The sequence below is a fragment of the Pseudomonas putida genome (genome assembly GCF_025905425.1).
Classification (GTDB): domain Bacteria; phylum Pseudomonadota; class Gammaproteobacteria; order Pseudomonadales; family Pseudomonadaceae; genus Aquipseudomonas; species Aquipseudomonas putida_AF.
Window position 1 is genome coordinate 5,860,393 of record NZ_CP109603.1, and the last position, 21,812, is coordinate 5,882,204.

The window sequence follows — 21,812 nt, forward strand, 5'->3', positions numbered from 1 at the left end:
ATGAGCGACCCACTGGAACTCAGCCTCGACGGCGTCGAACGCCGCTCGCTGGCTGACTTCACCGAACAGGCCTACCTCAACTACTCCATGTACGTGATCATGGACCGGGCCCTGCCGCACATCGGCGACGGCCTGAAGCCGGTGCAGCGACGCATCGTCTACGCCATGAGCGAGTTGGGGCTCGATGCCGATGCCAAGCACAAGAAGTCGGCGCGTACCGTCGGCGACGTGCTCGGCAAGTTCCACCCCCACGGCGACTCGGCCTGCTACGAAGCCATGGTGTTGATGGCGCAGCCGTTCAGCTACCGCTACACCCTGGTCGATGGCCAGGGCAACTGGGGTGCGCCGGACGATCCGAAGTCGTTCGCCGCCATGCGTTACACCGAGGCGCGCCTGTCGCGCTACGCCGAAGTGTTGCTCAACGAAGTAGGTCAGGGCACCGTGGACTGGGTGCCGAACTTCGACGGTACCCTGGAGGAGCCCGCGGTACTGCCGGCGCGGCTGCCCAACATCCTGCTCAACGGCACCACCGGTATTGCCGTGGGCATGGCCACCGACGTGCCGCCGCACAACCTGCGTGAAGTCGCCAGTGCCTGCGTGCGCCTGCTGGACGAGCCCAAGGCCACGGTCGAGCAGTTGTGCGAGCATATCCAGGGCCCGGACTACCCGACTGAAGCCGAAATCATCACGCCCCGCGCCGAGATCCTGAAGATTTACGAAACCGGGCGCGGCTCGATCCGCATGCGTGCCGTTTATCGCGTCGAAGATGGCGATGTGGTGGTCACCGCGCTGCCGCACCAGGTCTCAGGGGCCAAGGTGCTGGAGCAGATCGCCGCTCAGATGCAGGCCAAGAAGCTGCCGATGGTGGCCGACCTGCGTGACGAATCGGACCACGAGAACCCGTGCCGTATCGTCATCATCCCGCGTTCCAATCGGGTGGATGCCGACGAACTGATGCAGCACCTGTTCGCCACCACCGAGCTGGAAAGCAGCTACCGGGTCAACGTCAACATCATTGGCCTGGATGGCCGGCCGCAGTTGAAGAATCTGCGGGCACTGTTGCTGGAATGGCTGGAATTTCGCACCAATACCGTCCGCCGCCGGCTGCAGCACCGCCTGGACAAGGTCGAGAAGCGCCTGCACCTGCTTGAAGGTTTGCTGAAGGCTTTCCTCAACCTGGATGAAGTGATTCACATCATCCGCACCGAGGAGCATCCCAAGCAGGCACTGATCGAGCGCTTCCAGCTGACGGAAATCCAGGCCGACTACATTCTTGAGACCCGCCTGCGACAGCTGGCGCGCCTTGAAGAAATGAAAATTCGCGGCGAACAGGACGAACTGCTCAAGGAGCAGGCCAAGCTGCTGGCCCTGCTCGGCAGCGACGCCAAGCTGCGCAAGCTGGTCCGCACCGAACTGATCAAAGACGCCGAGACCTATGGCGACGACCGCCGTTCGCCCATCGTCGAACGTGCCGAAGCCAAGGCACTGTCGGAAAACGAGCTGATGCCGACCGAGCCGGTCACTGTCGTGTTGTCGGAAAAAGGCTGGGTGCGCTGCGCCAAGGGCCACGACATCGATGCCACCGGCCTTTCGTACAAGGCCGGCGATGGTTTCAAGGCCGCAGCCGCCGGGCGCTCCAACCAGTTTGCCGTGTTGATCGACTCCACCGGCCGCAGCTACTCGGTGGCCGCGCATACCCTGCCGTCTGCGCGGGGGCAGGGCGAGCCGCTGACCGGCCGCCTGACGCCGCCGCCTGGGGCGACATTCGAGTGCGTGCTGTTGCCTGACGATGACGCCCTGTATGTGGTGGCTTCGGATGCCGGGTACGGTTTTGTGGTCAAGGGCGAAGACCTGCAGGCCAAGAACAAGGCCGGCAAGGGCCTGCTCAGCCTGCCCAACGGGGCCAAGGTCATGACCCCGCGGCTGGTGGCCAACCGCGAGCAGGACTGGCTGGCGGCGGTCACCACCGAGGGCCGTCTGCTGGTGTTCAAGGTCAGCGACTTGCCGCAACTGGGTAAAGGCAAGGGCAACAAGATCATCGGCGTGCCGGGCGATCGGGTCGCCAGCCGTGAAGAATTTGTCACCGATCTGGCTGTAATAGCCGAAGGCGCGACCCTTGTATTGCAAGCTGGCAAGCGTACGCTATCGCTTAAAGCGGACGATCTGGAGCACTACAAGGGCGAACGGGGCCGGCGCGGCAGCAAGCTGCCACGCGGCTTCCAGCGTGTCGATGGGTTGCAGGTGGAAGGCCCGGCGTAACCCGCTGAAATGTCTGGAACGGCAATTTCAGAGCCGTTCCAGGCAGAAATGCTGGAGTCGGACAGCTATTTCGCGGATGATATGGCCCTTGCGGTGCCGGCGTGGCCGTGTGCCCGATTGAATCTACATGAGTATCACTGCGGTCTGCCTGTGGCGACCGCCTGGATGGGATGATGAAACTTCTGCGCCTTCCATTTGCGCTGTTGATGACGGGCCTTTTAGGGCTGGGCGGATGCAGCATGCATCAGCCGGTTGCCTTGTACCAGCTCGACAGCGGTGATCCCGGCCAGCCGTCGCAAAGCGCAGGCATGGCTGTGGTGCTCGGCCCGGTGTCGGTTGCCGATTACCTGCAACGCGAAACCTTCCTGCAGCGTCAGGCCGATGGCAGCCTGAGTTCGGCGACCGACGGTCGTTGGGCCGGCAGCCTCTCGTCTGACATCGACCAGTTGCTGGTGCGCCAGCTGGCCTGGCGTCTGGACAGCCAGCGCGTGGTGCTGGCTCCGGCGACCGCCGGTTTCAGCCCGGACGTGCAAGTCTTGCTGTCGATTACCCGCCTGGACTCCGGCAAGGACCAACCGGCGATTCTCGATGCCCAATGGCGCCTGCTCGACCGTCGTGGCCATGTACGCGACAACCGCATCGTTCACCTCGAACAGCAGCATGAGGGTAGCGAAGCGTCGCAGGTGCAGGCTCAAGGGCAATTGCTGCAGAAGCTGGCCGAGCAACTGAGCACGGCGGTCAAACCGTTGGCCAACCAGCCAGCCATCGCTGAAGAAGCGCCGAAAAAGCCGGCTGCACCGGTACAGGTCAAGAAGGCTCCAGAGAAGTCCAAGATCCCGATGGCTTCGCCGATCCGTACCGATATGGAAGTCTATCGGTTCTGATGGTTCCGTCAGATACGAAAAAGCCCGCACATGTGCGGGCTTTTTTATCTGCTGCGCGGCCCTTTCGCGACGCAAGGCCGCTCCTACAAACGTCAGGCGCGGCGCTCGTGCATCCGCGCCAGCTGGCGCTCCAGCATCGACGGATACGGCTCCATCAGCCGCTCCACGCAACACGCGCCTTCCGGGCTGGCAATCGGGCGGATCCGTGCGCGCTGACGAATCAGTGCGTCATCACTGATCTGGCGCTCCACCAACAGCAGGTTGCGGCTGTGCTGCGACAGTGCCAGGGCATCCTGGGCCTTTTCGGCCATCAGCAGGTCGACCAGCTCCAGCCCTTGCAGGTCGTTGCCCAGGGCCAGGCCCAACTGCAGTTGCAGGGTAATGCCGCTGTCGGCCACTTCGATCTGCAGGGCATGGCCAAGCGCGCGCAGCAGTTCGCCACAGCAAATCGCATTGGTCAGGTAGTCCTCGCCACAGTCGCGGCTGTGGAACAGCACCAGGGTGCTGCCGTCGTTGAGCGTGTGGGTTTCACCGTCATACAGTGAGGCGGCGTGCTCCAGGCAGTCGCGGTAGCGTTCCAGCAACTCGGTCAGGCGCGTGCGCGGCAGGCGGCGCAGTTGCTCCTGAGAGCCGAGCTGCACGGCCAGCACAGCAGTGTTCTGCGGCTCGTCAGACTCGAATGGCACAGCCTTGGGCGCACTGTCCTCGTTGTCCAGCAGCCCGGCAAAGGCTTCATCGTCTTCTTCGTCAACCTGGGCGACAACCTTGGCGCGCGGGGCCGCCTTGGGCGCCGGGGCGGCCTCGTGCAGGTCGTCGAAGGTGTCTTCTTCGTCCTCGTCTTCCAGCTCTGGCTCAGGCTCAGGCGGTGGCGGCGGGGCCAGGCGAGCATGCAGCTGGCGGGCGATATCGCCGATTTCGTCCTGGCGGTCAGTGGCCGGGGTGTAAGGGTGCGGGTCGCGCAGCCAGACCCGCAGCTGCAGCAGCGGCGTGGTGATGTGGCGGGCCTGGCGCAAGCTCAGGCTCAGTGCCAAGGCCAGCAGGATGGCGGCGAGGATGCCCATGCTCTGCAGGCTGATGAGCATCGGCTGCTGGAACTGGCTCATGTCCAGGCTGATGCGCAGTTGCCCAGCCGTGACATCCTGGAAGGTGATTTTGGTCTGGTACAGGCCTTCGGCTTCGCCCAGCAGGCTGTTGCGTGGGCGTTGCCCGGCTTCGGCGAGGATGCGGTTGTCCACGCTGTAGATGGCCGCATGGGCCACCAGCGGGTTTTTCACCAGATTGCCCAGCAGCACGTTGAGGCTGAGGATGTCGTTTGACACCAACAGCTCAGTTGCCGACGTGGCCGTCTGCGTGGTCAGGCTCTGGCCCAAGGCGTCGGCCTGCTCGTGCATGGCCTGCTTGAACTGCAGGCCCATCACGCAGGCGTAGATGACCAGCGCCAGCGCCACCAAGAAAATGTTGGTGAAGGCGATGCGCAGCGCCAGAGGGACGCGACGTTGACTCAGGGCACGATAGATCATCAGGAAGAAGTTGTCTGGCTTGACGGGGGTGGGCCGGTTCACAGAGCTCGGCTCTTAATGGCATAAAAGTGAGGGGCAGTATAGCGACACCGGTTTTGTCGGCAAAGTATCGTTCGCGCCCGATGGTCACGGAAAATCGGTAGAATGCGCATTTTTCATCGAAGTCGGAGTCCGGTCTTGCGCGAAATCGTCCTGATCAACATCACAGGTGAAGACCGTCCAGGTCTCACTGCGGCCATCACCGGCGTCCTGCTGCAGGGTGGTGTGAACATCCTCGACATCGGCCTGGCGGTCATGCACGGCACTTTGTCGTTCGGCATTCTGGTCGATATTCCGGACAACGAAGTGGCCACCAGCCTGTTGCAAAGCGTGCAGAGCAAGGCCCATGAGCTGAATCTGCAGGCCCGCTATACGCCGATTTCCGAGGCGGATTACCAGCATTGGGCCGATGGTCACGGCGATGCGCGCCATATCGTCACCCTGCTCAGCCGCAAGATCACCCCAGAGCAATTGCAACGGGTCAGCGCGGTCATCAGCCAGTACGGCCTGACCATCGAGCGCATCGAGCGCTTGTCTGCCCGCGTGGGCCTGGATGCTGACACCGAGAACGGCAAGGCAGCCATCGAAATCTCTGTGCGCGGCGAGCCGAGCGATGGCCAGGCGCTGCGCGCGGACTTCTTTGCTCTGGCAGAAGAATTAAGTGTCGACATCGCCTTCCAGAAGGACGACCTGTTCCGTCGCAATCGCCGCCTGGCGGTGTTCGACATGGACTCGACCCTGATCGAGGCCGAAGTCATCGACGAACTGGCCAAGGCCGCGGGCGTCGGCGAGCAGGTGGCAGCGATCACCGAGCGGGCGATGCGCGGCGAACTGGACTTCCGCGCCAGCTTCAAGGAGCGCATGGCGTTGCTCAAGGGCCTGGATGTGGGGGTGCTGGATGAAATTGGCGCATCGCTGCGCTTGACCGAAGGTGCCGAGAACCTGTTCGCCGAGCTCAAGCGCCTGGGTTACAAGACTGCGATCCTGTCCGGTGGCTTCACTTACTTCGCCCGCCAGGTGCAGGCGCGCCTGGGTATCGACTACGTGTTCGCCAACGAGCTGGAAGTGGTGGACGGCAAGGTGACCGGCGTGGCCGTGGAGCCGATCGTCGATGCTCAGCGCAAGGCAGAACTGCTGCAGCAACTGGCCAGCGAAGAGGGCCTGCAACTGGACCAGACCATCGCTGTGGGTGATGGCGCCAACGACCTGCCGATGCTGTCGCTGGCGGGCCTGGGCGTGGCCTTCCGTGCCAAGCCGCTGGTGCGTCAATCGGCCAAACAGGCGATTTCGACCTTGGGGCTGGACGGTGTGCTGTATCTGCTGGGGCTGCGAGACCGCGACGCGCGCGGTTGATTCGAGCTTTTGGGGCTGCTTTGCAGCCCCAAGATCTATCAGGCAATCAAGCCTGCACAGGCGCTGCCAGTTGCTGGCCCATGCGCACCGCCGAGCCGGCACCCAGGCTTTCAGCCCACTTCACCTGCTCTGGCCCGAACAGCACGATGGCGGTCGAACCCAGTTTGAAGCGGCCCAACTCGGCGCCTTTTTCCAGGTGGATCGGCGCACGGCTGGCTTCGTCGTAACGGAAGGTCTTCAGCTCACGCTTGGGCGGCGTTACCAGGCCTGCCCAGACCGTTTCGATCGAGGCAACGATCATTGCACCCACCAGCACCACGGCCATCGGCCCGCGCTCAGTGTCGAACAGGCAGACGACCCGCTCGTTACGGGCAAACAGCTCGGGGACGTTTTCCGCAGTGGTCTGGTTCACCGAGAACAGGCGACCCGGGACATACACCATTTCGCGCAGAGTACCGGCCAGCGGCATGTGCACGCGGTGGTAATCCTTTGGCGACAGGTAGATGGTGGCAAATTCACCGCCCATGAACGGTGCAGCCATGGCCGGGTCGCCGCCCAGCAGCTCCTGCGCGCTGAAACCGTGGCCCTTGGCCTGGAAGATGCGGCCGTGCTCGATCGGGCCAAGCTGGCTGACAGCACCGTCGGCCGGGCACAGAATGGCGCCAGGGGTTTCATCCAGCGGACGGGCGCCGGGCTTCAGGGCACGGGTGAAGAACGCATTGAAGTGCTCGTAAGCGCTCAAGTCCTCGACCAGGGCCTCGGACATGTTTACCTGGTAGCGCTTGGCGAACCAGGCGGTGAAGGCATTTTTGAACCAGCGTGCACGGCACTCGGCAATGCAGCCGGCCAGCCGCGACAGCAGGTGGTGCGGCAGCAGGTACTGGCTGATGATGAACAAACGGGATTTCATGCAGGTTCCTTAAACTTCTACAGGCGTGTCCGGGTGGTTGCCCCATTCGCTCCACGAGCCGGCGTAGGCCTTGACGCGTGGGTAACCGAGGGATTTTGCCACCAGGTAGGTGAAGCCGGAGCGGCGGTGGGTCTGGCAGTGGGTGATCACTTCCTTGTCGGGGGTGATGCCCAGGTTGTTGAGGACGTCGGCGATGTCCTGGCGGATGCGCAGGTGATCGTTGAGGTCCATGCCGGCAGTCCACTCGAAGTTGATCGCGCCGGGAATGTGCCCACCCTTGGCTGCCAGCACCTTCTCGCCGCTGAATTCCTGCGGGCCGCGTGCGTCCCAGATTACCAGGTCATCGGCGCCCAGACGGCTTTGCAGGTACTCGCGGGTGGCAGTAGGTTCGCCGTGGATGTGCAGGTGCGCCGGCGCGTTACCGCTGGCAGGCACCTCGGTGGTGAGCTTGTCTGCCGGCCAGGCCTGGATACCGCCATTGAGGTAGTGGTAGGCCTTGTGGCCGATCACGTCGAGCAACCAGATGAAGCGCCCGGCCCAGCCGCCGCCTTCATCGTCATACACCACATACACGGCATCGTTGCGGTGGCCGAGTTCACTGAACAGTTTTTCCAGGTCGCCCAGGGCCGGCAGCAAACCGGGGGCGGGTGGCTGGCCCAACTGGGTACGCTTGCCTTCGACGAAGCGTGCGCCGGGGATATGGCCGCTGACATAGCGGTTGGCGCTGCTCAGGTCGACCAGGATCAGCTGTGGCGAATCCAGGCGCGGCAGCAGGTCTGCGGCTTCGATCACCAGGGGCAGGCCGGAAAAGTCAGTCATCCACGGTCTCCAGTGTGGAAAGAGGGGCGATTGTAGCGCAAGGCTCAGCCCTTGCGGTTGGCAAACACGGACAGCGCGCGTTCGATGCATTGCGCGGTTTTACCAAAGGCTTGCACGCTGATATCCGCCAGCGGTTTGCCGCTTTGGTCGGCCACCGCCAGCATCAGAACCTGGTCGTTGACTGCCAGCGAGCGCAACAGCAAGTGCTCGCTACGGAAGAACGCACGCAGCGGGGCAGGCAGCAGGGCCGAGAACTGGCTGTGGTTGTCCGGGGTAAGGCGCAGTTGCCCGGCCTGGCTCATCAGTTTTTGCAGCAACTTGCTCTGCGCTACCTGCAGGGCCATGGCCGCCGCTTCCTTGGGCAAGCCGGCGGTCTGCTGCACACGCAGGTAGTCGGTTGCCTTGTCCAGGGTCAGCAGCATGATGCGTTGCATGCCGCAAGCCAGCAGGGCCTCGCGTGCCTGGGTGGCCAGGTGCACGGTATTGGTGAACGGGCTGGGTTGCGCCAGCAGGTCCTGGCACAGCTTGCGCCAGCGGCTCAGCTCTTCGCTATTGGGCGGTGGTGGCGCCAGCATGCCCGGGTGCGGGCGGCGTTGCTGCCAGGGCCAGATCAGCGCTTCGGCCGGGTGGAACAGTGCCTGGCGCGCATGGCGGCGGGCGCTGGCCGCAGCTTGTTGGTGAACCTGTTGCTGCACGTCTTCCAGCGACGTCTGCAGGTACAGGGCGGTCAACAGTTGCCAGCGCAGCAAGTGCGGATTGTCCCAGCCTACCTGGGCTGCCAAGGCCAGGCCGTTGGCCAGTAACACGGTATTGGCCGGCTGGTTGAACCAGCGACGCAGGCCGGGTTCCTCGTCCAGGCGGTGTTGCTGGCTCAGCACGTCCTGCTCGCGGGCAATGTTGAATACCTGGGCCAATTGGTCGCGTTCGTCCAGCAGCATTCGGTAGCCCTGGGTCACCCACTGGGGCAGGCGCCAGTACTCTGCCATGGTCTGGCACAGCGCCATGATGCGCACGCCAAACAACTCCTGTTCCACCTGAGCGGCCTTCTCACCCTTGTGGATAACCCGCAACTCCCAGGTATCGAGCAGATTCGGGTAGGCCAGGGCCAGCGGCCAGAGCGGGGAGAGGAACAGCAGGCTGCCCCAGTGGATTTCTTGCCACAAGCGCGCCAGTCGGCTGGCGAACAGGCCGCTGGCTTGCTGCGAGGCGTGCTGGCTGATCAGTTGGAATTGGCTCAGTACAGGCGGGATCTCGTCGGCCGGCAGCGAGGGCAGGCGTTTGAGCAACTGTTCGATGCGCGTCAGGCCTAGCCGGTTAAGGGCGATTTCCAGGCTCTCGGCAGGCTCTGCCTGGCTGGCATTGGCCGGGTGATTGGCCTCGCGCATTACCGAAAGCACCAGTGCCGGGCTATCCTGCATCAGTTCGGCGATATCGCGCAGGGAGCGGCGGCTGTCATTTATGGCAGCCAGGACCCGGTCGTAACTCTGTTTCGGCACGGGTATGCGAACACTCTCCAGCAGCTTTACCCAGGCCTCTAACGTACGTGGCGGCTGAGCGGGCACCTTGGTTTCAATTGGCATTTTGACATCAGTCCGAACTGGCTTTTCGCTTTGAGTGGCTATAGTCTGGCGCAGTTCTGCCGATAAGTAGAAGAAGAGTTTTAAAGCTCCCGTCTCTCACCCTGACCACGACAGCAAGTGCTTTGAACCTATGGCTAAAATTATCGGCATCATCGTCGTATTCGCGAGCGTGCTCGGCGGATACGTGCTCTCCCACGGCAAGATCGCGGCGCTGATCCAGCCGTTCGAAGTGCTGATCATCGGCGGTGCGGCTTTCGGTGCATTCCTGCAGGCCAACCCTGGCCACATGACCATGCACGTCATCAAGAAGTCGATGAAGATGTTCGGCTCGCGCTTTACCCATGCCTTCTACCTGGAGGTGCTGGGCCTGGTGTACGAAATCCTCAACAAGAGCCGTCGTGAAGGCATGATGGCCATCGAGAGTGATATCGAGGACGCCGCGGCCAGCCCGATCTTCGCCAAGTACCCCACCGTGCTGGCTGATGAGCGCATGACCGCGTACGTCTGCGACTACTTGCGCATCATGTCCACCGGCAACATGGCACCGCACGAGCTCGAAGGCTTGTTCGACATGGAGCTGCTGAGCATGAAGGAAGAGCTCGAACACCCCTCCCATGCGGTGACCGGCATTGCCGACGGCATGCCGGGCTTCGGTATCGTTGCGGCCGTACTCGGCATTGTGGTGACCATGGCGTCGCTCGGCGACGGCGACCAGGCGGCCATCGGCATGCACGTGGGTGCGGCGCTGGTCGGTACCTTCTTCGGTATCTTGGCGGCCTATGGCTTCTTTGGCCCCTTGGCCAAGTGCCTGGAGCACGATGCCAAAGAAGAGCTCAACCTGTACGAGTCGATCAAAGCCTCGCTGGTTGCGTCGGCCTCCGGCATGCCGCCATCCCTGGCTGTCGAATTCGGGCGCAAGGTGCTCTACCCGAAACATCGCCCAAGTTTTGCCGAGCTGGAACAAGCGGTTCGCGGTCGCTGAGTCATGGAGAACAATCAGCCGATAATCATCAAGCGCGTCAAGCGCTTCGGCGGCGGCCACCATGGCGGCGCCTGGAAAATCGCCTTTGCCGACTTCGCCACGGCGATGATGGCGTTTTTCCTGGTGCTGTGGCTGTTATCCACAGCCACCCCTGAGCAGAAAATCGCCATTGCCGGCTACTTCCAGGACCCTATCGGGTTTTCCGAGAGCGGCACACCCTACGTCATCGACCTGGGTGGCTCGCCTGAGATGGCGCCGGATAAGACCATCAACCCTGAGGTGAGGACCGAACCGACGCAGGAGTCGACGGTTCAGCTGAACAAGGACCAGGTCGAGACCATGGCCGAGCAGGTCGAGCGCGAGCGCCTTGAGCTGTTGCTGCAGGAGCTGCAGAACAAGGTCGAAGAAAACCCGCAGTTGCAGAAGTTCAAGGACCAGATCCTGTTCGAGATCACCCAGGACGGCTTGCGTATCCAGATCATGGATGCCGAGAACCGGCCAATGTTCGACCTCGGCAGCGCGCGTCTGCAGCCGTATTTCGAAGACATCCTGCTGGCCATGGCAGACACCATCAAGGCGGTGCCGAACAAGATCAGCGTCAGCGGCCACACCGATGCCAAGCCGTTCGCCGGCACCGGTGAGTTCGGCAACTGGGAGTTGTCGGCCAACCGTGCCAACGCGGCGCGGCGCGCGCTGGTAACCGGTGGCTATCCGGAGGAGCAGGTGGCCCGGGTGGTGGGTTACGCGTCGTCGTCGTTGTTCGATCGCAAGGACCCTCTGAACCCGGTCAACCGGCGCATCGACATCATCGTGCTGACCAAGAAGGCCCAGCGTGACATCGAGGGTGAGCAGGCCGCGCCGGAAACGCCACCGGCCGCGCCTGCACCTCCAGCCGAGACCGCGCCGGGGGCTTCGGCCCCGGCGGTGCCAGAGGCTGAGCAGGCGCCGATGCAGCCGCGAGAGCTGCGCCAGAAGCTGAACATCTTCGAGGATGGGACGCTGAAGATGGACGAAGCCAAAGAGCAGTGATTGATGGGGGCGGCAACGCTGCCCCCTGCATTCAAAACCCCCGGCGGATCTTGGCCTTGAGATCGGCATGAAAGAAATCGGCGTTATCCCGGTCGGCACCCAGCCCTCGCCCAGGCGGCAGTGGCATGGCCCGTTCGAACGTGCGCTCGTCGTGATAAGCACGTACGAACAGGTCGATATGCGCCCGCTCACGCATGGTCGGCCACCTGCCCAGGCATTCCGGTAGGGGTTCTGGCCCTTTGCAATAGAAGCTCACCCGGCGGCAGGCCATTGCCGCAGCCCCCAGCAGCCATGCGGTCCACCAGTCTTCGGCGGCGCCGACGGGCAATACCCCGACCCAGTGAGTCGCGTCGCTCATCTGCTGGCAGAAACTGCCATGGAGGTCATCGCGGGTCTGCCCATCGCTGTCGAACTGCACCAGTTGGGTCGGTATGCCTTCGAGCAGCAGGCGCTCATTGAGGATGAACGCGTCGAGCCGCTCTTCGTGGCGGTAGCTGATAAAAACCGGCATGGCGGTTGGCCTCTCTGATAGAAGCCATGACCATCAGCGAAAGCAGAAGAAGGGGCAATAGACGACTGGAAAACCGGAGCGATCCTACGTGCCCCGGTAATAATTCCTACAAGTCAGCTGGCCTAGTAGCTGTCTTCCGGCAGGCTGGCGATGATCGAGCGGTAGCTGTTCATGCGCTGCTGCTTGATGCGGCCATCGTCCAGCGCCTTGAGCAGCGCGCAGCCCGGCTCGCGGTCATGTTTGCAGTCGCGGAAGCGGCAGGTGCCGAACAGGTCGCGGAACTCGATGAAACCACCTTCCACGTCATCACGGCTGACATGGCCCAGGCCGAATTCGCGAATACCCGGCGAGTCGATCAGGTCGCCACCGTTGGGGAAGTGGTACAGGCGTGCGGTGGTGGTGGTGTGCGTGCCCTGGCCGGACCATTCGGAAAGGTCACCGACACGGGTGTCGGCGGCCGGCAGCAGGCTGTTGACCAGGGACGACTTGCCCACACCTGACTGGCCGACGAACACGCTGATGTGCCCGTCCAGCATCTGCTGCAGGCGTTGCATGCCATCACCCTGGTGGGCCGAGACCTCCAGCAATGGGTAGCCGAGGTCGCGATAGACTTCGAGCAGCGCATGCAGGGCCGGGCCGTTCTCGTCGTTGATCAGGTCAGCCTTGTTCAGCAGCAGCAGCGGGCGGATGCCGGCATGCTCGGCGGCTACCAGGTAGCGGTCGATCAGGTTTGGATGGGGTTCGGGCGCTGGCGCGAAGACGATCACGATCAGGTCGACGTTGGCCGCCACCGGCTTGAGCTGGCCGTGGTTGTTGGGCCGGCAGAGCTCGGTACTGCGCGGCATCTGCGCGACGATTACGCCGATGCCCTGGTTACCCGCCCGCCAGACCACGCGGTCGCCAGTGACCAGCGCAGGCAGGTTGGCCCGCAGGTGGCAGCGGAAGACCTGCCCAGCTGTATCGCCGTCCTGGGCCTCGACCTCGACCTGCACGCCAAAGTGCGCGATCACCAGGCCCAGTTGCTCTGGCCCCAGGTCGCCACCTTCCAGCTCCTGCAGCGTGTGCTGCTCGCGTTTGGCGGCGCGAGCGGCGCGCTCGTTCTGGATTTTTTCGATACGCCAGTTCTGGCGACGATTGAGCTGGCGTTTGGCCATGAAGATTCCGTGCTGAGACAGATTGAAAACGGCAGGCAGTTTAGCATGCCGGGCGGCCGACCATTCTGCTTACCTTTGCGCCGCGCATGCGCCAGCCGCCCCCGCTAGGCTACTATGACGGCCTATACGAGGAGCCCCTGCATGCACAACCCACAGAACCTGATCTGGATCGACCTGGAAATGACCGGCCTGGATCCGGACAGCGACGTCATCATCGAGATGGCCACGATTGTCACCGACAGCGATCTGAACACCCTGGCCGAAGGCCCGGTGATCGCTATTCACCACAGTGACGAAGTGCTGGCGCGCATGGACGAATGGAATACCCGTACCCATGGGGGCTCTGGGCTGACTCAGCGTGTGCGCGAGAGCAAGGTCAGCATGGCTGAGGCCGAGGCGCAGACCATTGCCTTCCTCGAACAGTGGGTGCCGAAAGGCAAGTCGCCCATCTGTGGCAACAGCATCTGCCAGGACCGCCGTTTCCTGTATCGCCACATGCGTAACCTGGAAAACTACTTCCACTACCGCAACCTCGACGTCTCGACCCTCAAGGAGCTGGCTGCACGCTGGGCGCCGAATGTGCGCGACAGTTTCAAGAAGGGTGGGACCCACCTGGCGCTGGACGATATCCGTGAGTCGATCGCCGAGCTGCGCCATTACCGCGAGCACTTCATCAAGGTGTGAACCGGGAGGGCGCAGATATTGTGTCTGCGCCCTCTTTTGGTGCCCTGGGCAACTGGTTAGACTGCGCGCCTTTCTCGCACGGACTCGCACCATGTTGTTGATGCTCTACCTCATCGCCATCACCGCTGAAGCCATGACCGGCGCATTGTCTGCTGGCCGGCGCGGCATGGACTGGTTCGGCGTGGTGTTGATTGCCTGCGTCACCGCCCTGGGTGGCGGCTCGGTGCGCGATGTGCTGCTTGGGCACTACCCGCTGACCTGGGTGAAACACCCGGAGTACCTGGTGCTGACCAGTTGCGCGGCACTGCTGACGATTTTCATCGCGCCCATGATGCGCCGACTGCGCTCGATGTTCCTGGTGCTCGACGCCCTCGGGTTGGTGGCGTTTACCTTGATCGGTTGCATGACGGCGCTGGAAATGGGGCAGGGCATGCTGGTGGCGTCGATCAGCGGAGTGATCACCGGTGTATTTGGTGGGATCTTGCGCGATATCTTCTGTAACGACATCCCGCTGGTGTTCCGCCGCGAGCTGTATGCCAGCGTGTCGTTCGCGGCGGCATGGTTCTATCTGGGCTGTGTGCACTTCCAGCTGCCGGCGGAGCAAGCCATGTTGCTGACCTTGTTTGGTGGGTTCCTGCTGCGGTTGCTGGCGATTCGGTTCCATTGGGAAATGCCCAAGTTCCACTACAACGACCAGCAGTGAGTGTTCGCCCAAGCCTTTTTGCGCCTATGAGATCGAGCGCCGCCTGCGCGGCGCTTCGCGGGGCAAGCCCGCTCCCACATTTATTTCGGGTTTGTACAACACGATATTGAGGCGGGCACCAAGGGGCCGCGCGTCAATGCCTCAGGAATAACTGGCCCGAAACAAATGTGGGAGCGGGCTTGCCCCGCGAAGCGCCGCGCAGGCGGCGCTTGATCTCGCAGGCGCTGAAAACCGCCCGGCGAACTCAACGCTACCTATGCTTGCCCGTGCCGCTCCAGCGCCCACGCCACATGCTCGCGCACCAGCTCCGAGGCGTCCTCGCGCCGTGACTTCAGGGCCTCGATCACCGGAATCGTCGAAGGCGCATTGCCCAACCCCACCGCCAGGTTACGCAACCAGCGCTCATAACCCGCACGCCGCAACGGCCCGCCCTCGGTCTTGCGCAGGAAAGTCTTCTCGTCCCACAAGAACATCTCGGCCAGCTCGGCATTTTCCAATCCATGCCGCGGCTGGAAGTCATTTTCCTGCGTGGGCCGGGCAAAACGGTTCCACGGGCATACGATCTGGCAGTCGTCGCATCCAAACACCCGGTTGCCCATCATCGAGCGCAACTCGACGGGAATCGCGCCCTTCAGTTCGATGGTCAGGTAGGAAATGCAGCGTCGGGCATCCAGCACATAGGGCCCGACAAAGGCTTGGGTCGGGCAGATGTCCAGGCATGCCTGGCAACGCCCGCAATGCTCGCTGGTATGGGCTTCGTCCACCGGCAACGGCAGGTCGACGAACAGCTCGGCAAGGAAAAAGTAGCTACCCGCCTTGCGGTTGAGCAGCAGGGTATTCTTGCCGATCCAACCCAGCCCGGCCTGCTCGGCAATCGCCTTTTCCAGCACCGGGGCGCTGTCGACGAAGGCCCGGTAACCGAATGGGCCAATGTCTTCCTGGATGCGATCGGCCAGGTGCTGCACGCGTTTGCGCACCAGCTTGTGGTAGTCGCGGCCCAAGGCATAGCGTGAAACGTAGGCTTTTTCCGGCTGGGCCAGGCGTTGCGCCATCTGCGTGTCGCCGGGCAAGTAGTCCATGCGCAGCGAGACCACCCGTACCGTGCCGGGGATCAACTGGTCAGGGTGTGCGCGTTTGCCGTCGTGAGCGGCCAGGTATTCCATCTCGCCCTGGTAGCCGGCGTCGAGCCAGCGCTGCAGGTGCTTTTCGTGCTCGCCAAGGTCCACACCGGCGATGCCGACATGGGCAAAACCGAGTTCTTGGCCCCAATTCTTGATCGATTGGGCCAGGGCGGCGAGGTCAAGTGTGCAAGCAGACATGGATGGGCAGGCAATACGGGCTCAGGTGCGTATAATTCTGCCAGACATTGGAGCCTTTGACCCCATGCCCCAGACCAAACACACCACCCATGCCCCACAACTGCTCAGCAGCGTGACCGTCGCGCAGCTGCCGGCAAGGCATGCGCATGCCCATAAAGGTGACTTCGGCCATGTGCTGGTGGTCGGCGGCGACCTCGGCACCGGCGGCGCGGTGCTGCTCAGCGCCGAAGCAGCGCTGCGTTGTGGCGCCGGGCTGGTCAGTGTGGCGACGCGGCCGGAACACGTCGGTGCGAGCCTGGCCCGCCTGCCGGAAACCATGTGCCTGGGCGTGAGTTCGGCCAATCAGTTGATGGGCGTGCTGGAGCGCGCCTCGGTACTGGTGGTCGGCCCAGGGCTGGGGCAGGCGGCGTGGGGCCGTAGCCTGTTGTCGGCAGTGGCTAACGCCGAGCGCCCGCAAGTTTGGGATGCCGATGCCCTGAACCTGCTGGCGCGCACGCCCCTGGCCCTGCCCAGTGGCAGCATCCTGACCCCGCACCCGGGGGAAGCGGCGCGTTTGCTGGGGGTTTCCACCGAGGCCGTGCAGGCAGACCGCCCAGGTGCTGCGCGCAAGCTGGCCCGCAGCTATGCCAGCGTCTGCGTGCTCAAGGGCGCCGGTACCCTGGTGGCCGACCCGAGCGGGCAGCTGGCGCGGTGTGATCGTGGTCATCCGGCAATGGCCGGTGCGGGCCTTGGCGACGTCCTGACCGGTGTGCTGGCGGCGCTGCTGGCTCAAGGGCTGGAAGCCTGGCATGCCGCAGGTCTGGGGGTCTGGTTGCATGCCTGTGCGGGCGAGCGCCTGGGCGTCAAGGGTAGAGGCCTGGCAGCCAGTGATCTGGCGCCGGTCATTCGTGAGTTGTTGGAGGAGCATTCTGCGTGTCTGGCTTAAACCTGTTTCTGGCCGATGAAGCGGCCATGGTCGCGTTTGGTGCGCGGCTTGCCGAAGTGACCGGCGGTCATGGCGTGATTTTTCTCGAAGGTGACCTGGGGGCGGGCAAGACCACGCTCTCGCGTGGCCTGATCCGTGGCTTGGGCCATACTGGTGCAGTCAAGAGCCCGACCTTCACCGTGGTCGAACCGTACGAGATTGGTGAGGTGCGCGCTTTCCATTTCGACCTGTACCGCCTGGTCGATCCGGAGGAGCTGGAGTACATGGGCATACGTGACTACTTCGAGGGCGATGCGCTGTGCCTGTTCGAGTGGCCACAAAAGGGTGCGGGCGTTTTGCCAAAGCCTGACCTGACCATTACCATAAGCCCCCAAGCGAGCGGGCGCTCGCTGAACCTTTCGCCGCAGGGGGCTCGCGGCGAGGCTTGGTGCGTGGCACTGGGCAAACACTAAAAACAGTAAGTGGGGTAGGTATGCGCATACGCGCACTGGTCGCCATCGTTGGGCTGCTGCTGACAACGGTGACCGTTGACGCTCTGGCCGTCACTCAAGTCAAGAGCATGCGCCTGTGGCGCGCGCCAGACAACACGCGGCTGGTCTTCGACCTGTCTGGCCCCGTGCAGCACAGCGTCTTCACCCTCAGCGCACCGGATCGCCTGGTTATCGACATCAATGGCGCCACCCTGGCCGCGCCGTTGAACGTGGCCACGTCGAATACGCCGATCAGCAGTGTACGGTCGGCCCAGCGTACGCCTACCGACCTGCGGGTGGTGGTCGACCTGAAAAAGTCGGTCACGCCCAAGAGTTTCACCCTGGCACCCAACGCCCAATACGGCAACCGTCTGGTGGTCGACCTGTACGACCAGGAAGCCGATGCCGTCGCTGCCACTACGCCGCCTCCGCCCCCGACCCCAGTGCAAACGCCGGTGACCACGCCTGCGGTGCCGGTGAGCCCGGCCCAGCCGGCCATCAAGCTGCCACCGGTGCCTAGCGGCAAACGTGACATCGTGGTCGCAATCGACGCCGGTCACGGCGGTGAAGACCCGGGCGCCTCCGGCTCCCGCGGCCAGCACGAAAAAGACATCGTGTTGCAGATCGCCCAGGAACTGCAGCGCCAGATCAACAGCGAGAGGGGCTTTCGCGCCGAGCTGACCCGTACCGGTGACTACTTCATCCCGTTGCGCAAACGCACCGAAATTGCCCGCAAGAAGGGCGCCGACCTGTTCGTCTCGATCCACGCCGACGCCGCGCCGTCCAAGGCCGCCTTTGGTGCCTCGGTATTTGCCCTGTCCGACCGTGGTGCGACGTCCGAGACCGCGCGCTGGCTGGCCGACACGGAAAACCGCTCCGACCTGATCGGCGGCGCCGGCAACGTCAGCCTCGACGACAAGGACCGCATGCTGGCTGGCGTGTTGCTCGACCTGTCGATGACCGCCACCCTCAGCTCCAGCCTTAATGTGGGGCAGAAGGTGCTGGGCAACATGGGGCGCATCACTTCCCTGCACAAACAGCGTGTGGAGCAAGCAGGTTTCATGGTGCTCAAGTCGCCAGATATTCCGTCGATCCTCGTTGAAACCGGGTTTATCTCCAACGCCAACGAAGCAGCCAAACTGGCCACCCGCAGCCATCAGCAGGCCCTGGCTCGTTCGATCCATACCGGCGTGCGTCAGTTCTTCCAGCAAAATCCACCACCAGGCACGTATATCGCCTGGTTGCGCGACACCGGCAAGATCGCTGCCGGCCCACGTGAGCACACGGTGCGCCCGGGTGAAACCCTGGCCATGCTTGCGGTTCGCTATCAGGTCAGCGTGGCCAGCCTGCGCAGCACCAACAGCCTCAAGACCGATGAGCTGAAAGTCGGCCAGCGTCTGGATGTACCGGCCACCACCCTGGCTTCACAGCAATGAGTGGTGGTTCGCGCATCCAGCTGCTCAGCCCGCGGCTGGCTAACCAGATTGCCGCCGGTGAGGTGGTCGAGCGCCCGGCTTCCGTGGCCAAGGAGCTGCTGGAAAACAGCCTCGACTCCGGTGCCCGGCGCATCGACGTCGACGTCGAGCAGGGCGGGGTCAAGTTGCTGCGGGTGCGCGACGATGGCGGCGGGATTTCCGCCGATGACCTGCCGCTGGCCCTGGCCCGTCACGCCACCAGCAAGATCCGCGAACTGGAAGACCTCGAAGGCGTGCTGAGCTTGGGGTTCCGGGGCGAGGCCCTGGCCTCGATCAGTTCGGTAGCGCGCCTGACCCTGACGTCGCGCACGGCCGATGGCAGCGAAGCCTGGCAGGTCGAGACCGAAGGCCGCGACATGACCCCGCGCGTGCAACCCGCCGCGCACCCGGTCGGGACCTCGGTCGAAGTGCGTGACCTGTTCTTCAACACCCCGGCTCGGCGCAAGTTCCTCAAGGCCGAGAAGACCGAATTCGATCACCTGCAGGAAGTCATCCGTCGCCTGGCCCTGGCCCGCTTCGATGTCGCCTTCCACCTGCGCCACAACGGCAAGAGCGTCCTCAGCCTGCATGAGGCCCATGATGAAACCGCGCGTGCGCGACGGGTTGGCGCCATCTGCGGCCCGGGTTTCATGGAGCAGGCGCTGCCCATCGATGTCGAGCGCAACGGCCTGCGCCTGTGGGGCTGGGTGGGTCTGCCAACCTTCTCGCGCAGCCAGGCGGACCTGCAGTACTTCTTCGTCAACGGCCGGGCGGTGCGCGACAAGCTGGTCGCCCACGCCGTGCGCCAGGCCTACCGGGACGTGCTGTTCAACGGTCGGCATCCGACTTTTGTGCTGTTCCTCGAACTTGAGCCCAACGGCGTCGACGTCAACGTGCACCCGACCAAGCACGAAGTGCGCTTCCGCGAAGGGCGTTCGGTGCACGACTTCCTTTATGGCACCTTGCACCGTGCCCTCGCCGACGTGCGCCCCGAGGACCAGTTGGCCGCGCCTGCCGCGGCTGCCGAAATCGTCCGCCCCAGTGGCCAGCAAGCCGGTGAGTTTGGCCCGCAGGGTGAGATGCGCTTGGCCTCGCCGGTGCTCGAACAGCCTCGGGCACCGCAGTTTTCGATTTCCAATGGCGGCAGTGGCTCGGGCTATCAGTCCCAATACAGCCCGCGTGCGTCCCAGCCGTTGCTGGCAGCCGAGACGCAGGCGGTCTATCGCGAGTTCTACAAGCCGCTGAACGACGGTGCCGGTGCACCCTCGTCGCTGCCCGAAAGCCAGGGTGACATTCCGCCGCTGGGCTATGCCCTGGCTCAGCTCAAAGGCATCTATATTCTGGCCGAGAATGCTGTCGGCCTGGTGCTGGTGGACATGCATGCCGCGCACGAGCGGATTATGTACGAGCGGCTCAAGGTGGCCATGGCCAGCGAAGGCCTGAGCGGTCAGCCGCTGTTGGTGCCTGAGTCGCTAGCCTTGAGCCAGCGCGAAGCCGACTGCGCCGAAGAGCACGCGCAATGGTTCCAGCGCCTGGGCTTCGAGCTGCAGCGCCTGGGCCCCGAGACCCTGGCGATCCGGCAGATCCCGGCGTTGCTCAAACAGGCCGAGGCCAACCGACTGGTGCAGGATGTACTCGCCGACCTGATGGAATACGGCACCAGCGACCGCATTCAGGCGCACCTCAACGAACTGCTCGGCACCATGGCCTGCCACGGCGCCGTGCGCGCCAACCGGCGCCTGGCCATCCCCGAGATGAACGCACTGCTGCGCGATATGGAAAACACCGAGCGCAGCGGCCAGTGCAACCATGGCCGACCGACCTGGACCCAGATGGGCCTGGACGACCTGGACAAACTTTTCCTGCGCGGTCGATGACATGAGCGGCAAGCCCCCAGCAATATTCCTGATGGGCCCGACGGCGGCCGGTAAGACTGACCTTGCCATCGAGCTGACCAAGGTCCTGCCCTGTGAGCTGATCAGCGTCGATTCGGCGCTGGTCTACCGTGGCATGGACATCGGTACCGCCAAGCCTTCCAAAGAACTGTTGGCAGCGCACCCGCACCGGCTGATCGACATTCTCGACCCGGCCGAAAGCTACTCCGCGGCGCATTTTTGCACCGATGCCTTGCAGGCTATGGCTGAAATCACCGCACGCGGCAAGATCCCGCTGCTGGTCGGCGGAACCATGCTTTATTACAGGGCCTTGATCGATGGCCTGGCGGATATGCCGGCGGCAGACGCCACCGTGCGTGCCGAACTGGAAGCTGTGGCACGTGAGCTGGGCCTGGCCGAGCTGCACCGTCAGCTGGCTGAAGTGGACCCGGAGTCGGCGGCGCGCATCCATCCGAATGACCCGCAGCGGGTGATCCGCGCGCTTGAGGTTTACCGGGTGAGCGGTGAAAGCATGACGGCTCATCGCCAGCGTCAATTCGCGGAAAGTCGCGGCGCAGACGCAGGCGCTGACGGACATTTGCCCTATACTGTCGCGAGTTTGGCGATCGCTCCTACAGATCGTCACATTTTGCATCAGCGAATTGCGTTACGATTTTCGCAGATGCTGGAACAGGGCTTCATCGACGAGGTCCGATCGCTGCGAGCCAGAAGTGACTTGCACGCCGGGTTGCCGTCTATACGGGCAGTGGGGTACAGGCAAGTCTGGGACTACCTCGATGGCAAGCTAAGTGAGAATGAGATGCAAGAACGCGGTATCATTGCCACTCGCCAGCTGGCCAAGCGGCAGTTCACCTGGTTGCGCGGTTGGTCCGACGTGCACTGGCTCGATAGCCTGGCCTGCGACAATCTGTCCCGCACCTTGAAATACCTGGGAAGCGTCTCCATATTGAGCTGAGTCCCTGCTAATTGCCGTCTATTCTTGCGAAGGGGCGGCCTAATTTATCGATTTTCTTGATTTTCTATTATTTATCCTTACAGGAGTGCGGCATATGTCAAAAGGGCATTCGCTACAAGACCCTTACTTGAACACTTTGAGAAAAGAAAAGGTTCCGGTTTCCATCTACCTGGTTAACGGGATCAAGCTGCAGGGCTCGATCGAATCCTTTGACCAGTTCGTTGTGCTGCTGAAGAACACCGTCAGCCAGATGGTGTACAAGCACGCCATTTCGACCGTGGTTCCTGCGCGTCCGGTTCGCCTGCCAAGCCCGTCCGATTCCGAACACGGTGATAGCGAGCCAGGCAACGCCTGATAGGAGCCTGCA

General features: G+C 63.3%; 20 protein-coding genes. 13 read left to right on the top strand and 7 right to left on the bottom strand.

Going from position 1 to position 21,812, the window contains the following annotated elements:
- Both parC and OGV19_RS26365 read left to right on the top strand, forming a co-directional pair.
- Window positions 1–2,259 (top strand): DNA topoisomerase IV subunit A, encoded by a 2,259-nt coding sequence (gene parC, locus OGV19_RS26360; RefSeq protein ID WP_264311344.1) that lies wholly within the window; start codon window positions 1–3, stop codon window positions 2,257–2,259.
- A gap of 173 nt (window positions 2,260–2,432) precedes the next feature.
- Window positions 2,433–3,143, top strand: a complete 711-nt coding sequence (locus OGV19_RS26365) for a PqiC family protein (RefSeq protein ID WP_027592513.1) — start codon at window positions 2,433–2,435, stop codon at window positions 3,141–3,143.
- Between the two features lie 92 nt (window positions 3,144–3,235).
- Here OGV19_RS26365 and OGV19_RS26370 read toward each other — a convergent pair whose 3' ends face one another.
- Window positions 3,236–4,705 carry an AhpA/YtjB family protein gene (locus OGV19_RS26370; protein ID WP_264311345.1) on the bottom strand — a complete coding sequence of 490 codons (1,470 nt, stop codon included), beginning with the start codon at window positions 4,703–4,705 and terminating at the stop codon, window positions 3,236–3,238.
- A gap of 135 nt (window positions 4,706–4,840) precedes the next feature.
- Between OGV19_RS26370 and serB the strand changes: the two genes are divergently transcribed.
- Window positions 4,841–6,055 (top strand): phosphoserine phosphatase SerB, encoded by a 1,215-nt coding sequence (gene serB, locus OGV19_RS26375; protein WP_264311346.1) that lies wholly within the window; start codon window positions 4,841–4,843, stop codon window positions 6,053–6,055.
- Window positions 6,056–6,101: 46 nt separating this feature from the next.
- Here serB and asd read toward each other — a convergent pair whose 3' ends face one another.
- From asd to OGV19_RS26390, 3 genes are read right to left on the bottom strand one after another with little or no spacing between them, the layout of a single operon-like run.
- Window positions 6,102–6,965: an archaetidylserine decarboxylase gene (gene asd / locus OGV19_RS26380; protein ID WP_264311347.1), complete on the bottom strand. Its 864-nt coding sequence runs from the start codon at window positions 6,963–6,965 to the stop codon at window positions 6,102–6,104.
- Between the two features lie 9 nt (window positions 6,966–6,974).
- A complete protein-coding gene (locus tag OGV19_RS26385) occupies window positions 6,975–7,784 on the bottom strand; it encodes a rhodanese-like domain-containing protein (protein WP_264311348.1) in 810 nt (269 codons plus the stop codon).
- Window positions 7,785–7,828: 44 nt separating this feature from the next.
- Window positions 7,829–9,364: an HDOD domain-containing protein gene (locus tag OGV19_RS26390; RefSeq protein WP_264311349.1), complete on the bottom strand. Its 1,536-nt coding sequence runs from the start codon at window positions 9,362–9,364 to the stop codon at window positions 7,829–7,831.
- 130 nt (window positions 9,365–9,494) lie between these two features.
- Between OGV19_RS26390 and motA the strand changes: the two genes are divergently transcribed.
- Together motA and motB are read left to right on the top strand one after the other, a co-directional pair.
- Window positions 9,495–10,346 carry a flagellar motor stator protein MotA gene (motA, locus tag OGV19_RS26395; RefSeq protein WP_264311350.1) on the top strand — a complete coding sequence of 284 codons (852 nt, stop codon included), beginning with the start codon at window positions 9,495–9,497 and terminating at the stop codon, window positions 10,344–10,346.
- 3 nt (window positions 10,347–10,349) lie between these two features.
- Window positions 10,350–11,375: a flagellar motor protein MotB gene (motB, locus tag OGV19_RS26400; RefSeq protein ID WP_264311351.1), complete on the top strand. Its 1,026-nt coding sequence runs from the start codon at window positions 10,350–10,352 to the stop codon at window positions 11,373–11,375.
- A gap of 31 nt (window positions 11,376–11,406) precedes the next feature.
- Here the strand turns inward: motB and OGV19_RS26405 are convergent, their stop codons facing one another.
- Window positions 11,407–11,886 (bottom strand): molecular chaperone Tir, encoded by a 480-nt coding sequence (locus OGV19_RS26405; RefSeq protein WP_264311352.1) that lies wholly within the window; start codon window positions 11,884–11,886, stop codon window positions 11,407–11,409.
- Between the two features lie 122 nt (window positions 11,887–12,008).
- Complete coding sequence (gene rsgA / locus OGV19_RS26410) at window positions 12,009–13,040, bottom strand: small ribosomal subunit biogenesis GTPase RsgA (protein ID WP_264311353.1); 1,032 nt, start codon at window positions 13,038–13,040, stop codon at window positions 12,009–12,011.
- A 141-nt stretch (window positions 13,041–13,181) separates the two neighbouring features.
- Between rsgA and orn the strand changes: the two genes are divergently transcribed.
- Both orn and OGV19_RS26420 read left to right on the top strand, forming a co-directional pair.
- Window positions 13,182–13,724 (top strand): oligoribonuclease, encoded by a 543-nt coding sequence (orn, locus tag OGV19_RS26415; protein WP_264311354.1) that lies wholly within the window; start codon window positions 13,182–13,184, stop codon window positions 13,722–13,724.
- Window positions 13,725–13,815: 91 nt separating this feature from the next.
- Window positions 13,816–14,427, top strand: a complete 612-nt coding sequence (locus tag OGV19_RS26420) for a trimeric intracellular cation channel family protein (RefSeq protein ID WP_027592524.1) — start codon at window positions 13,816–13,818, stop codon at window positions 14,425–14,427.
- A 254-nt stretch (window positions 14,428–14,681) separates the two neighbouring features.
- Here the strand turns inward: OGV19_RS26420 and queG are convergent, their stop codons facing one another.
- Window positions 14,682–15,746, bottom strand: a complete 1,065-nt coding sequence (gene queG / locus OGV19_RS26425; RefSeq protein ID WP_264311355.1) for a tRNA epoxyqueuosine(34) reductase QueG — start codon at window positions 15,744–15,746, stop codon at window positions 14,682–14,684.
- A gap of 64 nt (window positions 15,747–15,810) precedes the next feature.
- Here queG and OGV19_RS26430 point away from each other — a divergent pair, with 64 nt between their 5' ends.
- From OGV19_RS26430 to hfq, 6 genes are all read left to right on the top strand, one after another.
- The gene (locus tag OGV19_RS26430; RefSeq protein ID WP_264311356.1) at window positions 15,811–16,671 is read left to right on the top strand and encodes an NAD(P)H-hydrate dehydratase; all 861 of its coding nucleotides are present in this window, start codon (window positions 15,811–15,813) and stop codon (window positions 16,669–16,671) included.
- Complete coding sequence (tsaE, locus tag OGV19_RS26435) at window positions 16,659–17,123, top strand: tRNA (adenosine(37)-N6)-threonylcarbamoyltransferase complex ATPase subunit type 1 TsaE (RefSeq protein ID WP_099430583.1); 465 nt, start codon at window positions 16,659–16,661, stop codon at window positions 17,121–17,123. Before OGV19_RS26430 ends, tsaE begins: the two co-directional genes overlap by 13 nt.
- Window positions 17,124–17,143: 20 nt before the next feature.
- On the top strand, window positions 17,144–18,577 hold the full coding sequence (locus tag OGV19_RS26440) for an N-acetylmuramoyl-L-alanine amidase (RefSeq protein WP_264311357.1): 1,434 nt from the start codon (window positions 17,144–17,146) through the stop codon (window positions 18,575–18,577).
- On the top strand, window positions 18,574–20,472 hold the full coding sequence (gene mutL / locus OGV19_RS26445; protein WP_264311358.1) for a DNA mismatch repair endonuclease MutL: 1,899 nt from the start codon (window positions 18,574–18,576) through the stop codon (window positions 20,470–20,472). Before OGV19_RS26440 ends, mutL begins: the two co-directional genes overlap by 4 nt.
- 1 nt (window position 20,473) lies before the next feature.
- A complete protein-coding gene (miaA, locus tag OGV19_RS26450; RefSeq protein ID WP_264311359.1) occupies window positions 20,474–21,445 on the top strand; it encodes a tRNA (adenosine(37)-N6)-dimethylallyltransferase MiaA in 972 nt (323 codons plus the stop codon).
- 94 nt (window positions 21,446–21,539) lie between these two features.
- A complete protein-coding gene (gene hfq, locus OGV19_RS26455; RefSeq protein ID WP_003258160.1) occupies window positions 21,540–21,800 on the top strand; it encodes an RNA chaperone Hfq in 261 nt (86 codons plus the stop codon).
- Window positions 21,801–21,812: the final 12 nt, after the last annotated feature.

What these genes read in the sequence shown, in the direction of transcription:
- parC (WP_264311344.1), top strand. Translation starts at nt 1, where the DNA reads ATGAGCGACCCACTGGAACTCAGCCTCGACGGCGTCGAACGCCGCTCG.
- OGV19_RS26365 (WP_027592513.1), top strand. Translation starts at nt 2,433, where the DNA reads ATGAAACTTCTGCGCCTTCCATTTGCGCTGTTGATGACGGGCCTTTTA.
- asd (WP_264311347.1), bottom strand. Translation starts at nt 6,965, where the DNA reads ATGAAATCCCGTTTGTTCATCATCAGCCAGTACCTGCTGCCGCACCAC.
- OGV19_RS26385 (WP_264311348.1), bottom strand. Translation starts at nt 7,784, where the DNA reads ATGACTGACTTTTCCGGCCTGCCCCTGGTGATCGAAGCCGCAGACCTG.
- OGV19_RS26390 (WP_264311349.1), bottom strand. Translation starts at nt 9,364, where the DNA reads ATGCCAATTGAAACCAAGGTGCCCGCTCAGCCGCCACGTACGTTAGAG.
- motA (WP_264311350.1), top strand. Translation starts at nt 9,495, where the DNA reads ATGGCTAAAATTATCGGCATCATCGTCGTATTCGCGAGCGTGCTCGGC.
- motB (WP_264311351.1), top strand. Translation starts at nt 10,350, where the DNA reads ATGGAGAACAATCAGCCGATAATCATCAAGCGCGTCAAGCGCTTCGGC.
- OGV19_RS26405 (WP_264311352.1), bottom strand. Translation starts at nt 11,886, where the DNA reads ATGCCGGTTTTTATCAGCTACCGCCACGAAGAGCGGCTCGACGCGTTC.
- rsgA (WP_264311353.1), bottom strand. Translation starts at nt 13,040, where the DNA reads ATGGCCAAACGCCAGCTCAATCGTCGCCAGAACTGGCGTATCGAAAAA.
- orn (WP_264311354.1), top strand. Translation starts at nt 13,182, where the DNA reads ATGCACAACCCACAGAACCTGATCTGGATCGACCTGGAAATGACCGGC.
- OGV19_RS26420 (WP_027592524.1), top strand. Translation starts at nt 13,816, where the DNA reads ATGTTGTTGATGCTCTACCTCATCGCCATCACCGCTGAAGCCATGACC.
- queG (WP_264311355.1), bottom strand. Translation starts at nt 15,746, where the DNA reads ATGTCTGCTTGCACACTTGACCTCGCCGCCCTGGCCCAATCGATCAAG.
- OGV19_RS26430 (WP_264311356.1), top strand. Translation starts at nt 15,811, where the DNA reads ATGCCCCAGACCAAACACACCACCCATGCCCCACAACTGCTCAGCAGC.
- OGV19_RS26440 (WP_264311357.1), top strand. Translation starts at nt 17,144, where the DNA reads ATGCGCATACGCGCACTGGTCGCCATCGTTGGGCTGCTGCTGACAACG.
- mutL (WP_264311358.1), top strand. Translation starts at nt 18,574, where the DNA reads ATGAGTGGTGGTTCGCGCATCCAGCTGCTCAGCCCGCGGCTGGCTAAC.
- miaA (WP_264311359.1), top strand. Translation starts at nt 20,474, where the DNA reads ATGAGCGGCAAGCCCCCAGCAATATTCCTGATGGGCCCGACGGCGGCC.
- hfq (WP_003258160.1), top strand. Translation starts at nt 21,540, where the DNA reads ATGTCAAAAGGGCATTCGCTACAAGACCCTTACTTGAACACTTTGAGA.